Annotated in this window: 11 protein-coding genes; 7 read left to right on the top strand and 4 right to left on the bottom strand. The window is 53.5% G+C overall.

The genetic code is table 11. From position 1 onward, the window contains the following. The first annotated feature begins 68 nt into the window (after positions 1-68). The 6 genes from ACONT6_RS11980 to ACONT6_RS11955 all read left to right on the top strand — a co-directional run bounded on the left by ACONT6_RS11980 (position 69) and on the right by ACONT6_RS11955 (position 4,783). Entirely contained in the window at positions 69-2,036 is a 1,968-nt protein-coding gene (locus tag ACONT6_RS11980) for a glycohydrolase toxin TNT-related protein (protein ID WP_428818733.1), read from the top strand. 10 nt (positions 2,037-2,046) lie between these two features. After that, positions 2,047-2,406 carry a hypothetical protein gene (locus tag ACONT6_RS11975; protein WP_143735449.1) on the top strand — a complete coding sequence of 120 codons (360 nt, stop codon included), beginning with the start codon at positions 2,047-2,049 and terminating at the stop codon, positions 2,404-2,406. Positions 2,407-2,925: 519 nt separating this feature from the next. Then, positions 2,926-3,414 carry a hypothetical protein gene (locus ACONT6_RS11970; RefSeq protein ID WP_428818732.1) on the top strand — a complete coding sequence of 163 codons (489 nt, stop codon included), beginning with the start codon at positions 2,926-2,928 and terminating at the stop codon, positions 3,412-3,414. A gap of 119 nt (positions 3,415-3,533) precedes the next feature. Beyond that, on the top strand, positions 3,534-3,857 hold the full coding sequence (locus ACONT6_RS11965) for a hypothetical protein (protein ID WP_428818731.1): 324 nt from the start codon (positions 3,534-3,536) through the stop codon (positions 3,855-3,857). Between the two features lie 54 nt (positions 3,858-3,911). Then, complete coding sequence (locus tag ACONT6_RS11960) at positions 3,912-4,202, top strand: immunity protein Tsi6 family protein (protein ID WP_428818730.1); 291 nt, start codon at positions 3,912-3,914, stop codon at positions 4,200-4,202. Between the two features lie 116 nt (positions 4,203-4,318). Then, a complete protein-coding gene (locus ACONT6_RS11955) occupies positions 4,319-4,783 on the top strand; it encodes a DUF962 domain-containing protein (protein WP_181252578.1) in 465 nt (154 codons plus the stop codon). A gap of 81 nt (positions 4,784-4,864) precedes the next feature. Here ACONT6_RS11955 and ACONT6_RS11950 read toward each other — a convergent pair whose 3' ends face one another. The 3 genes from ACONT6_RS11950 to ACONT6_RS11940 all read right to left on the bottom strand — a co-directional run bounded on the left by ACONT6_RS11950 (position 4,865) and on the right by ACONT6_RS11940 (position 9,978). After that, positions 4,865-8,041 carry an efflux RND transporter permease subunit gene (locus ACONT6_RS11950; protein WP_428818729.1) on the bottom strand — a complete coding sequence of 1,059 codons (3,177 nt, stop codon included), beginning with the start codon at positions 8,039-8,041 and terminating at the stop codon, positions 4,865-4,867. A 16-nt stretch (positions 8,042-8,057) separates the two neighbouring features. Beyond that, on the bottom strand, positions 8,058-9,371 hold the full coding sequence (locus ACONT6_RS11945; protein WP_428818728.1) for an efflux RND transporter periplasmic adaptor subunit: 1,314 nt from the start codon (positions 9,369-9,371) through the stop codon (positions 8,058-8,060). Between the two features lie 121 nt (positions 9,372-9,492). Then, positions 9,493-9,978 (bottom strand): Lrp/AsnC ligand binding domain-containing protein, encoded by a 486-nt coding sequence (locus tag ACONT6_RS11940; RefSeq protein WP_181252581.1) that lies wholly within the window; start codon positions 9,976-9,978, stop codon positions 9,493-9,495. A 285-nt stretch (positions 9,979-10,263) separates the two neighbouring features. Between ACONT6_RS11940 and ald the strand changes: the two genes are divergently transcribed. Then, positions 10,264-11,409 carry an alanine dehydrogenase gene (gene ald, locus ACONT6_RS11935; protein ID WP_181252582.1) on the top strand — a complete coding sequence of 382 codons (1,146 nt, stop codon included), beginning with the start codon at positions 10,264-10,266 and terminating at the stop codon, positions 11,407-11,409. A gap of 185 nt (positions 11,410-11,594) precedes the next feature. Here the strand turns inward: ald and ACONT6_RS11930 are convergent, their stop codons facing one another. Beyond that, entirely contained in the window at positions 11,595-12,338 is a 744-nt protein-coding gene (locus tag ACONT6_RS11930) for a 16S rRNA (uracil(1498)-N(3))-methyltransferase (RefSeq protein ID WP_428818727.1), read from the bottom strand. Between the last annotated feature and the right edge of the window lie 4 nt (positions 12,339-12,342).

Genomic DNA, 12,342 nt, shown 5'->3' with positions numbered 1-12,342 from the left:
GCCTGATCAATGAAAAGGGCGAGCGCTATCAGCTGAAGTACGACCTGAACGAACGCCTTATCGAAGAAGTGGGTTTCGACGGCCGTATCACCCGCTATGCCTATAACAATGCTGGCCATCTTGTTGCCAGCCGGGCAGTGACCGATGCCGCTTCTGGTCAGGGAATCGATACCCTGTTTGAGCGAGATCCCTTTGGTCGTCTGTTGCAGGAAACTACCCCGGACAGCGTTACCAGCTTCCGCTACAACAAAGCCGGGCAGATGGCCGAGGCCGACAACGGGCACCGCAAGCTCCGCTGGGAGTATGACCCCGCAGGGCGCATGGTCGCGGACTGGCAGGATAAGTCGAAAATTACCCATCGCTACGATGCCGCCGGCAACCGCATCGCCACGGTACTTCCGGATGGAGAGGAGCTGCGGATAGGGCACAACGCCGCCGGCCAATTTGAAAGCCTGTATCGTCTGCCCGTAGGCGCAGACAGCGAGCAACTACTTACCCGGATCAATCGCAACGAACTCGGCCGCGAGATCCGCCGCCATCACGGAAATGGTCTTTCCACAGAGAGCGATTACGACCCCCAGGGGCGCTTGCACAAGCTGCGTGTCGCCAAAGCGGATGACCCTGTGGAAAACCCTGCACCGGTTCGCCCTTTACTGGAGCGCACCTACGGATACAACCGCAGCGGCCAGCTCAGCCGTATCGAAGACAGTCTTCGCGGCACCCGAAATTATCATTACGATGCCCTTGATCGACTCACACAGGTCGAGGGTCCCAATCCCGAACACTTCGTCCACGATCCCGCCTCCAACATCCTCGCCGCTGCAGGCAGCGCCGAGGAAGCAAAGGAGCAGGCGGGCTCAGCTCAGATCAACGGCAACCGGCTCAAGTTCCGTGGCGATACTCACTACGAGTACGATGTTCACGGTAACCGTGTTGCTGCATTGCGTGGCAAAGGTCAGAAGCTACAGACTCGTTACCGCTACAACAGCAAGCACCAGTTAACAGCAGTTTCCCAGTTCAAGCTGGATGATACAGGGAAAGTGCAACTACTGGCGGAGACCGAATATCAGTATGATCCGCTGGGCCGGCGTATTTGCAAGCAGGGAAAGGACACCGCCACAGAGTTTCTTTGGAATGGCGATGTGCTGTTACAGGAGGCCACGAGAGACGTTGCTAGTGGCCAGGATCTGAAATCTCGTACCTACTATTTTGAACCGGCAACCTTCACGCCGGTTGCCTTAAGTGAAAATAGTGAGACTTATCAATATCACCTGGATCATTTGGGCACGCCAGATGTACTGACCAACGCGAATGGAGACGTGGTCTGGAGTGTCAGTTACAAGTCGTATGGAAACTTAGCCTTAGCCCATTGTGAAAAAATTTCCCAGCCGATTCGTTTTCAGGGGCAGTATTTTGATCAAGAGAGTGGACTGCATTACAACCGGTTTAGATTTTATGATCCACATCAGGGCGCATTCTTAAATCAAGATCCGATTGGCTTAGAAGGAGGGATAAACAATTATTCTTACGCGCCTAATCCGATCGGTTGGATAGATCCTTATGGCTTAACTTGTAAAGAAAATCAGTGGAATACATTTCAAAAGCGTTCGAAAGGCGTTTTTAAAGATAGCACGCAAGCTTCGGAAGGTTATAAGCTCTGGAAGAATCAAGAGTGGGACAAGTTACAAGGCTTACTTGGTCCGTCAGCTTGGCCCCCCAATCGGGGTGCGGTGAATGTTAGTAAATTTTCGTTGAAGCCGGGAGATGGAATTGATCGCTATGGAGGTTGGGTAGACGACTTAGGATTTCATGACAAAGGGACGTTTGTTTCACCAATAGGTGAGTCATTTCCTTCTAGGGCTTTACCTGACAACACACTTAATAAGCCTTATAACCAGTATGTTGTACTTAAAGAGTTCGAAGTCGAAGCCAGTCCGGCTATTCCTTGGTTCGGGGAGCCCGGGATGGGGGTTCAATATGAACTCCCGGCAAATATCGATGACTTATTGGAGGCTGGAGTAATTGCTCCTAAATAGGATGGAAATTTTGGAAAACCATTTAAAAAAAACGATAAAACTATACGATGGAGATGAAAGGGGGTTTATAGAGAAAGATTTTTCTTGCAAGTGTTTATCATGTGGTGATTCATCTGTATCAAGGGTGGTTGGCGGGCGTCCATTGAGTGGGCTTACTGCAGCTAACCCTGAAGAAGTCGTTGCTACTCTAGATGGGGTGAAGGCGGTTTCTGTGGCAGGTACTACTTTCTACAAGATAGATGGATTGCCCCTCCAGTTTCAAATTAGCTCGTGTGATCATTGCAGTGAAAAGACGTTAATAGTTCTTTCATCCGGTGAGTATCAGCCGGGGAGGTATATGGCAAATTTAATTGGTTTGTACCTATTGTAGCGGTAGAGTTTTAGTATATTGAATGCAGTGTTTTGAGTGGGCATCTTTGTTATTTGCAAATGCTAGTCTCGGACAATCCGTCATTGGCACGAAGAGCCTGCGTGACTTTTTCGGTCTAGCTCCCGCTTGTAGTACTATCCAAAATGCTAATCCCTCAATAACACCGTTCACTGGGTGGCAGTGTCCCTGATTTACTTGGCGGTTGTCGGTCTTTTCTGGTCCACTCCTCAGCATCAGTGGATAGCGGGACTGGTCTGGCTGAGCATGGCGATGCTCTTGATAATTTGGCAATTTTCGCAAAGAAATATATCCGAGGTGAGAATAGTAGAGGTGAGTTTTTTAGAAAGTTTATAGATAAAGAGCTCGAAATTATTGAGGATATCGTGCATTTTGGGGTGTGACAGTTTTTAGGTGTTTCAAAGTCCGATGTTGGCCATAAGTGTTAGTTCTGAAATAAATATAGCAGGGCAAGTAAGTCGAAAATTGGTGAAGTAAAAATTTTGCTTGCAAGTTTGATTGATGGTGATTGAAATGCTAAACACTAATGATTTACCTGCAGGTTATCGGCTGGTTTCTAGGCTTCCGAATTTGGGGTTTGAGGGGCAAGAGCTATTTGTTTTGGTTTCCGATAAACTACTATATTTGATTTCAAAAGGCCCGTCGCTAGTTCCAAGTATGGAAGATGAGCCAGGATTGGACGTTTACCAGTCAGAATTTCCGTTAAGTTCCGTTGCTTGGTTTATTGACACAGTCGAGAGCTCAATTTGGAGGTCGTCAGCCGAGGGTGGAATTTCCGCTGGAAAGTATCACGTCGTCGATAAATTTGATTGCGAAGACCTGAAAATTTCTCGAGATATGAATTGTGGGGCTAGATATCAGAAGGGCATTTCGTGGAAAAATTTTAGCCGAAAGCCATATGGAAGTTCCTACGGGTATCAAGAGAAGCAACTTACTGATCAAGTGCTTCGTGAAGGTGGGCTACTAGATATACTTCGTAAATTACTCTGATATTGGTCAGTATTTGTCCATTCCGTGAAATCTTGTTTGTTCAATTTGAATATTCGTTCATCAGGTATTTGTAGCTGGCCTGCATTAAATTCATTTAGGGCCGGTTTGGATAGAAAACCATGAAGATAGAAATTGTTGAGTCTCCATTTGAGCCTGCAACGAGGCTATCTGTTTGCAGTCACTTAGTGCCAATAGTGAACTTTTTAGAGAAAAGCGGAGCCGAATTTGATTGGGCTACAGGGGTTATCCCCGATAAGGCTGTGGGTAATATATTGCTTTCTGAAGACGATATCGATTTCGTGTTAATTGAGGATAATTTTAACATTCCGGATTATTTATTTCTGGATAGATTCAGAAATATGATTTTCTGCAAAAAATGCTGGTGTGTGGTTGAGAAAAAATCTCCTGGAAAGGTTTACAATTCTTCTATTCAACCTCGATGACGTTTCTGTATATAAAGGTTTTCTAAGTTGGGTATTTGTTCACAGGATCCCATTATGCGCAATGCCATTTCAATAGACCTTGTAGAGCTAAAATGTCGGGCAGTTGATGCGTTGGCAGCAATATCTGCTTTTGAAGATCTGTATGGAAAGAGTGCGGTTTTAGATTCCATTCGTGCGCAAATGAACTTTGTTTTTACTGAGGCTGAGCATGGAAGGAACCCGCTGGAAAGCATCAATACACGAAGTCCTCTTACATTTGGTATTCTATCATCGAGGGAATTTTCCAGTCCGGATGAGCTCAAGCTTAAAGCTAAGCTAAATCGTGTTGCTGAGCTTCTTTACTGAAGGGCTGTAAGTCCCCATTTTTATCCGCGCAGAAATTTCGTGACCATTTGGTCTGTTTTGGTTCTCCTGTACCATCCCAAAAGCCAATCCAATAACAACCAAGGCGAGGGTAAGCCATGCGTACAGCAGACCAATGGTTCAGCGAATACGGCGAGAGCCACCAGAATTCCACCAATAAAGCCATTCACTGGGTGGCGGTGCCCCTGATTTATCTGACGGTTGTTGGGCTCTTCTGGTCCATTCCCCAGCCCCAGTGGATGGCGGAGCTGGTCTGGTTGAACTGGGCGGTGGTGGCCCTGATACCCACGATGCTGTTTTACTTGTTGATGTCATTTCCCCTGGCACTGGGAATGATCGCACTTTCGCTGCTTTGCCTGGGTGCTTGCAGTGCGCTGGAGCGGAGTGGGCAGAGTGTGTTGTGGTGGTCCGTGGGGCTGTTTGTGGTGATGTGGGTGTTCCAGTTCGTGGGGCACCATATCGAGGGTAAGAAGCCTTCTTTCTTCAAGGACCTGCAGTTCCTGCTGATCGGCCCGGCCTGGGTGATTGGCTTCCTGTATCGCAAGCTCGGTATCAACTACTGAGAACCGCTTCCGGGTACCGGTCAGCAGTCGGTACCCGTATCTCCCAGGAGCAACCAGCTTGCTGCCCATGTGGCGGCTCACTTAGTGCTGGGTTGTCTGCTCCGGATTTTCTTCCGGACGATTCCTTCCTCCCGTTTCTCCCCGATGTACCTTTTCGCGCAGCCCCTGAACAATTTTGAAGAAAATGGGTACCAGTAGTGTACCGGCGATACACGCCATGATGGTGCCGCCCATCACCGCGGTACCGAGCGATATCCGGCTGGCGGCACCGGCACCGGATGCAATCACAAGAGGAATGGTGCCCACCACAAACGACAGGGTCGTCATGATGACGGGGCGGAAGCGCAATTTTGCGGCGGTGACCGTGGAATCGTGCAGCGACAGTCTTTCCACTTCGCGCTGGGTTTTGCCGAATTCCACGATCAGGATCGCGGTTTTCGCGGCCAGGGCGACCAGCAGTACCAGCCCAATCTGGCCGTACAGGCTGAGGGGTTCTCCAGCAATGATCAGCGCTGCAATGGCACCGACGATAGCGATGGGGACCGAGAGGATAATCGCGAGTGGCGTCAGGAAGGATTCGTAGAGCGCTGCCAGGAACAGAAAGGTGAATATCAGCGAGAGTACCAGGGCAATGGTGGACGCGTTGCCGGCTTTGCGCTCCTCATAACTGGAATCGGACCAGTCGTATTTGAAGCCGGCGGGCAGTGTCTCTATCGCGACGCGCTCGAGCGCATCCATGGCATCCCCGGAGCTGAAGCCGCCGGCAACATTGGGGCCGCCGCTGATTTTTGCTGAATCGTAGGTATTGTATCGCTTGAGTGTCACTGCGCCGAGAATGGGCTCGGTGCTCAGGATGGCCGGCAGGGGGATGGGTTCGCCCTTGTTGTTGGTGACGTAGATTTTCTCGAGGTCCCTCTCCTGCTGACGGAACCGGGACTCGGCCTGCACCATGACCTTGAAGGTCTTGTTGTACAGGTTGAAGTCATTGACGTAGATCGCCCCGAGCTGGGTCTGCAATGTCATGAAAATATCACTGATCTTTACGCCCAGCGTTTTGGCTTTTACGCGGTCAATATCCAGGCGGATCTGGGGCGAGCCGGCCTTGAAAATGGAGAAAGCGCGGGCTATTTCTGGCTGCTCGGTAGCGGCGGCGGAAAAGTCCTGTACCACCTTAAACAGTTCCTGGGCGCCGACCCCCTGTGTGTCTTCGAGCATAAACGAGAAGCCGGCCATGGCGCCCAGGCCGGGAATTGCTGGAGCGCCAAAGACCAGTACCTGGGCTTCGGGCAGCTGGGCAAACTGCGCCTGGTATTTTGCCTGAAGTGCCTGTTGTGATACCTCGGGGGATTTGCGTTCATCCCAGGGTTTCAGCTTGGCGATCACCATGCCCGCGTTTGATTGCAGCATCACGTTGAGCAGGCTGAACCCGTTAACGGAAAGTACTTTGTCGATGGCCGGGTCTTCCATCAGTACTTCATTGATCTGGTCGATGACTTTCGCTGTGCGATCCAGCGCTGCGGCTTCCGGCAGCTGGACATCGACCATGAAGAAGCCCTTGTCCTCATCGGGGATAAAGCTCCTCGGAACCGTCTGGAACATAAGAACCAGGCAGACGAAGAGGCCAGCGATGATTACCAGGCTCAGGAGTATATGGCGGGCGAGCCAGTCCACGATTTTGAGGTATCCGGCGGAGACCTTTTCAAAGCCCCAGTTGAAGCCGCGAATCACCGGGTTGGGCTTGTGATGGCCTTCCTTCAGTACCGTTGAACACAGTGCCGGGCTCAGTGTCAGTGCATTGATCATGGAGATCAGCACCGCGATCGTAATGGTGGTGCCAAATTGCCCGAACATCCTGCCGGTCATGCCCGGCAGTAACATTGTTGGCCCGAATACCGCGAGCAGCACCATCGAGGTAGCGACAATAGGGCCCGACACTTCCTTCATGGCCTTGGCAGTGGCGGTGCGCTTGTCCAGGCCTTCTTCGTGCATGATACGTTCGACGTCTTCCACGACGATGATCGCATCGTCCACGACTACACCGATGGCGAGGATCAAGCCGAATAGCGTGACCGTATTGATGGTCATACCCATGGCGTAGAGGACGCCGAGAGTGCCGATAATGGATACCGGTACTGCCAGGGTTGGTACCAGTGCGGCACGCACATTACCGAGGAACAAGTAGGTCACGATGATGACCAGGATAACGGTCATGATCAGGGTCATCACCGTCTCCTCCAGGGAGACAGCAATAAATTCGGTGGTATCGTGTCCAATGACCGCTTCGACGCCCTCGGGGAAATACTGTGAAAGCTCCTCCACCTTGGCTTTCACATTCTCCGCAACCTCCAGTGCGTTTGCGTCCGACAGTTTATAAATTGCCAGCAGGACACCGGGGCCATTGTTGTACTCGCCGTAGCCTTTGTAGATCTGTGCACCGAGCTCCACACGCGCGATATCCTTGACCCTGACGACGCCGCCTTTTTCATCGGCGCGCAGCACAATCTCTCCGAACTCTTCTTCCGAATTCAGCCGGCCTTTGGTGGTAAGCACGTATTGGAACTGGGTGGACTCGGGGGAGGGCGGTGAACCGAGTTGCCCGACGGCCGCCTGGATGTTCTGTTCCCGAATCGCGCCCAGTACCTCGGGAACGGAAATTTCCAGGTTCGCCATCTTCACCGGATCGAGCCAGATACGCATGCCGTAATCCAGCGGGCCAATGATTTTTGCCTCCCCAACACCGGGTACCCGGGCCAGCTCGTTCAGCAGGTTGAGCGAAGCGAAGTTAGACAGGAAGACGCCGTCAAACCGTTCATCCGGGGAAAACAGGTTTACAACCATCAGCATGTCAGACGAGCGTTTGCGAACCTTGATCCCCCGTTTCAATACCTCCGGTGGCAGGGACGGCTCTGCCAGTGCGACCCGGTTCTGCACATCCACCTGGGCCATGTCGTCGTCGGTATCCATGTCGAACGTCATGAACAGCGTGTAGGTGCCGTCGCTGCCGGAATTAGAGGTCATGTAAACCATGCCCTCGGCGCCGTTCACCTGTTCCTCGATGGGGATCGCAACTGCGTTTTTTACTGTCTCGGCATCGGCGCCGGGATAAGTGGCGACCACTGAAATTTTCGGCGCCGCGATATCCGGGTATTGATCTACCGGCATCACCATGGCTGCGAGCAGGCCCATGAATGTGATCAATATGGCGATCACAAACGCGAAGCGCGGACGATTAATAAAGAGGTGGCCGTTACTGCTCACGAATTAGGTTCCCGGGTTACTTGCCGGTTTCATAGGGCGTATAGACGTCGCCCGGCTCGTTCCGCTGCCGCATTTCCATGGTCGCTCTCTGGTATTCCCGGAATGCTTCCCGCTCCGCGCGCAGCTGCTCGCGCAGTGAATGGGGTGGGGGGCGGAGATTGGATGGGGCAGGGTCTTCGAGCTGTTTGATGTCTACCGGAGTGACTTCCACGGCATCGCCGGCGCTGACTTTCTGGAGGCCCTCGACGAGCACCCGGTCGCCGACATTGAGCCCTTTGCGCACCGCCCAGTTGGGGCCGATGCGCATACCAACTTCGATATTCGCCCGCTTCACTTTATTTTCTTTGTCCAGCAGGTAGACGTAGTGACCCTGCTGATCTTGGGAGACTGCTTTCTGGGGAATGACGATGCGTTGCACTTCCTCCAGTAACTTGCCGTGCAGCGTGACATTTTCTTTGGGTAGAAGCAGGCCGTCGGGGTTGTGGAACAAGACGCGCGCGGCGATGGTTCCCCGGGTTGAGGCGGCCGTGGCATCCCAGGAGAAAAATTCCCCCTTGAACGGGTACACGGTGTCACCGGGTAACACGATGTAGAGCTCCATATTGGGAATGGCGCGTCCTTGCTGTTTCAGCTTCTCCACCGCGCTGTAAAACTCGTTGTATGCCTTCTGGCCGATATGGGCGAGCACATACACCGGGTCTATTTTGACGAGCTGGGTAATCGGTACCGAGTTCGGAAGTATGAAGAAGTCGCCTACCGCATAGTTTGGATGTCCGACACGACCGGAAAATGGCGCAACGATAGAGGTATGAGACAGATCCTGTCTCGCCTGGCTGAGCGCGGTTTGCGCCGTGTTGAGCTTTGCTTCCGCTGCCTGCATTTCGGATTTTGCGGTATCGAAGTCTTTCGCAGAGATATACCCCTGCGGGCGCAGGTTGCGTGCGCGACTGAAGTTGGACCTTGCCTCCTCATAATTGGACATCGCTTCGGCGACGCTCGACTCCGCCGTCGCAACCGCGGTCTCGAACGGGTAAGGGTCAAGCCTTACCAGTTCCTCTCCCCGCTTGAAATACTTACCCGGCTCGATGTTTTGATAGAGGATCCTCGAAGCGACCAGGGGAAAAATCTGCGCGGTTTCCACGGCTTCCACCACCGCGGGCACTTCAAAGCTGGGCCTGAAGCTCATGCGCTTGGCTTCAACCACCTCTACTTTTTTCGGCGGTGGTGTTGGTTTTGCCGCTTCCTTGTCCCCGCAGCCGACGGGCAGCAGACAGGCCAGGAAAACAAGATTCCGCCAATGGAGCTGGTTACGTAGAGGTTGGTACATCATTACCCGCAACGTGAGTTAAAAAACCTATCTCCACTAATCGTAGAGGCTGGCGCGTTGGGCGGTGGTCGTTTGTCCAATAGTTGGCGCGTAATTGATGCTTGTTGACGTGATTGCAGCTTGTTCAGCGGTTGTAATGTACCGGAACCTCCAGGGTCTCCTTTACCTGCTCCATCACCACATAGCTGGTGCATTCCTGCACCTCCGGCAGGGTGAGCAGGGTCTCCCCGTAAAATTTGCGGTAGGCGCTCATGTCCGCCACCCGGGCCTTGATCAGGTAATCGAAATTCCCCGAGACCAGGTAGCACTCCTGGACCTCGGGCAGGGCAGATACCGCGGTGCGAAAATCTTCGAATGCGTCCTGGGCAGAGCGGTTCAGGCGGATCTGCACAAATACCACCAGCGCCGCATCCAGGTACTCGGGGTTGATCAGTGCGGTGTAGCCCTGGATCACCCCGTCGGATTCCATTTTCTTTACCCGCTCCACACAGGGGGTGGCTGTCAGGCCCACCTGGCGGGCGAGCTCTGCGTAACTGGTGCGACCGTTTTTCTGCAATACGCGCAGGATGTTGCGGTCGATGGTGCTGAGTTCACTGGCACGCCTTTTCATTTCACTCTCTGTCTCCGACGTTCTGACTTATTGGTCATTCTGGTTGCTAGCCGCCCTCCACGATGCAGGGAAAGACGGCTAAATAGCCGACTTGACTTGTCTGTGGCGCAAATTTTGGTCTTGTTTGGCTAAAAAACGTTCTCTACGCCAAATTACTAGTGGATTCCACTAATGATATTTAAAAATGTCCAGAAATCCACTCAAAAGAGGGTCCTATACTGCGGAAATCCAACAAAAGAAGGGGCGCACGAGACTGCGCTCACAGAGTAATTGAGGAGATTCGTTATGTTGATCGGTGTCCCAAAAGAAATTAAGAACCACGAGTACCGTATCGGCCTGACCCCGGCGAGCGTACGCGAGCTGATCGGCCATGGTCACGACGTGATCGTGCAGAAAGATGGCGGTTCAGCCATTGGCTTTACCGATGAAATGTATGAGCAGGCTGGAGCCAAGATCATCGACAGCGCGGAAGAAATCTTCGCCACTGCCGACATGATCGTGAAGGTAAAAGAGCCTCAGCCCCACGAATGCGAAATGCTGCGTCCCGGCCAGCTGTTGTACACCTATCTCCACCTCGCGCCCGATCCCAAGCAGACTGAACTGCTGGTGAAGTCCGGTGCGACCTGTATCGCTTATGAAACCGTAACCGACCGCTTCGGTGGCCTGCCGCTGCTGGCGCCCATGTCTGAAGTCGCCGGCCGTATGTCCGTACAGTGCGGTGCCCACCACCTGGAAAAAGCCCAGGGCGGCCTCGGCGTACTGCTGGGCGGTGTGCCCGGCGTAGCGCCGGCCAAAGTGCTGATTATCGGCGGTGGTGTAGTAGGTACCCAGGCGGCAAAAATGGCGTTGGGTATGGGTGCTGACGTGACCATCCTTGATCGCTCCCTGCCGCGCCTGCGACAGCTGGACGATATCTTCGGTGGCGCTGTGCGCACCGAATACTCCACCAACGATGCCATTGAAAAGCACGCGCTGGAAGCTGACCTGGTTGTCGGTGCGGTACTGATCCCGGGCGCTGCGGCTCCGAAGCTGCTGACCCGCGACCATATCAGCCGCATGAAGAAAGGTGCGGTGGTTGTGGACGTTGCGATCGACCAGGGCGGTTGTTTCGAAACCTCCAAAGCCACTACCCACCAGGAGCCTACTTACGTGGTAGACGGCGTGGTGCACTACTGTGTTGCCAACATGCCCGGCGGTGTTGCCCGTACCTCCACCATGGCCCTGAACAATGCGACCCTGCCGTTCGCTGTTTCTCTGGCCAACAAAGGTGCCAAGCAGGCGCTGCTGGATGACGCCAACCTGCTGGAAGGCCTGAACGTGCACGCCGGTATGGTGACCTACAAGGCGGTGGCAGATGTGCTGGGGTACGAGTACGTCGACCCGAAACTGGCTTTGCAGAAATCTGCAGTAGATTCTGAAGTAGCGGCTTAAGTCGCTACCCGGAACTGAACAGGCAATCATCAGTTCTCTTGGGGTGTCCCCACACCCCGCTCTGTGAGACCCGGCAGTGTCTTGACTGCCATTGCAGCCGCGCTTTTTAGCGCGGCTTTTTTATTACAGCGGGTTTATTGCGGCTGATTTTTGCGGAGAGGTTTGGGGGAGTTTTGGTAGAGGGGCTATCGGCCAGGAAACAGTCGGGCCAGCAATACCGGCAGCGCCGTTTCCACGCGCAGGATTCTCGGTCCCAGGTGCACGGATTCAAAGCCCGCTTCCTGCAATTTTTCTACTTCGTAAGGAATGAAGCCGCCCTCTGGACCTACTGCCAGGGTGGTCTGGTCCGGGATATCTACCGGGCACGGGGTGTCGGTTACCGGATGCGCTACCAGTTTGCGGGAGCCAGCGGCAATATCGGGCAACTCATCTTCCACAAACGGTTTGAAGCGTTTGCGTAATTCGATCTTCGGCATTGCGGTATCTACCGCCTGCTCCAGCCCAAGCACACACTGTTCGCGGAGTTTTTCCTCGCTCAGCCAGGGACTCTGCCAGTAAGATTTCTCCACCCGGTAAGCATTGATCAGGTAAAGCTGTTTTACCCCGAGCGCGGTGGCGTGCTGAATGGTGCGCTTCAGCATTTTGGGGCGGGGCAGGGCGAGGATCAGGGTGAGCGGCAGGGGCGGCGGCGGTGCGCGGTGCAGGGATACCCGCAGGGTGATCTGGCCCTCGCGGTGCTCGACCACTTCCCCTTCGCCCATTTGTCCATCGAGCAGCCCGACCTTGAGGGTGTCCCCCACATCGGCCCGGTGTACCTCGGTGATATGCTGGAAACGGCGGCCGCGAAGTGTGGTAATTACCGGCGAACCAGGCTCGCCCGCCAGGCCGGAATCGAGAAAATCACCGGGCTCTAAAAGGATCAGGTTCACAAGG

Source organism: Microbulbifer sp. MCCC 1A16149, assembly GCF_050368945.1.
Lineage (GTDB): Bacteria > Pseudomonadota > Gammaproteobacteria > Pseudomonadales > Cellvibrionaceae > Microbulbifer.
Note: the sequence above shows the minus strand (reverse complement) of the source record. Positions and strands in the feature narration are given on the sequence as shown.

Bases quoted from the DNA above. Each gene is read 5' to 3' on its own strand.
- ald (WP_181252582.1), top strand. From the start codon at position 10,264: ATGTTGATCGGTGTCCCAAAAGAAATTAAGAACCACGAGTACCGTATC.
- ACONT6_RS11945 (WP_428818728.1), bottom strand. From the start codon at position 9,371: ATGATGTACCAACCTCTACGTAACCAGCTCCATTGGCGGAATCTTGTT.
- ACONT6_RS11940 (WP_181252581.1), bottom strand. From the start codon at position 9,978: ATGAAAAGGCGTGCCAGTGAACTCAGCACCATCGACCGCAACATCCTG.
- ACONT6_RS11960 (WP_428818730.1), top strand. From the start codon at position 3,912: ATGCGCAATGCCATTTCAATAGACCTTGTAGAGCTAAAATGTCGGGCA.
- ACONT6_RS11970 (WP_428818732.1), top strand. From the start codon at position 2,926: ATGGTGATTGAAATGCTAAACACTAATGATTTACCTGCAGGTTATCGG.
- ACONT6_RS11955 (WP_181252578.1), top strand. From the start codon at position 4,319: ATGCGTACAGCAGACCAATGGTTCAGCGAATACGGCGAGAGCCACCAG.
- ACONT6_RS11965 (WP_428818731.1), top strand. From the start codon at position 3,534: ATGAAGATAGAAATTGTTGAGTCTCCATTTGAGCCTGCAACGAGGCTA.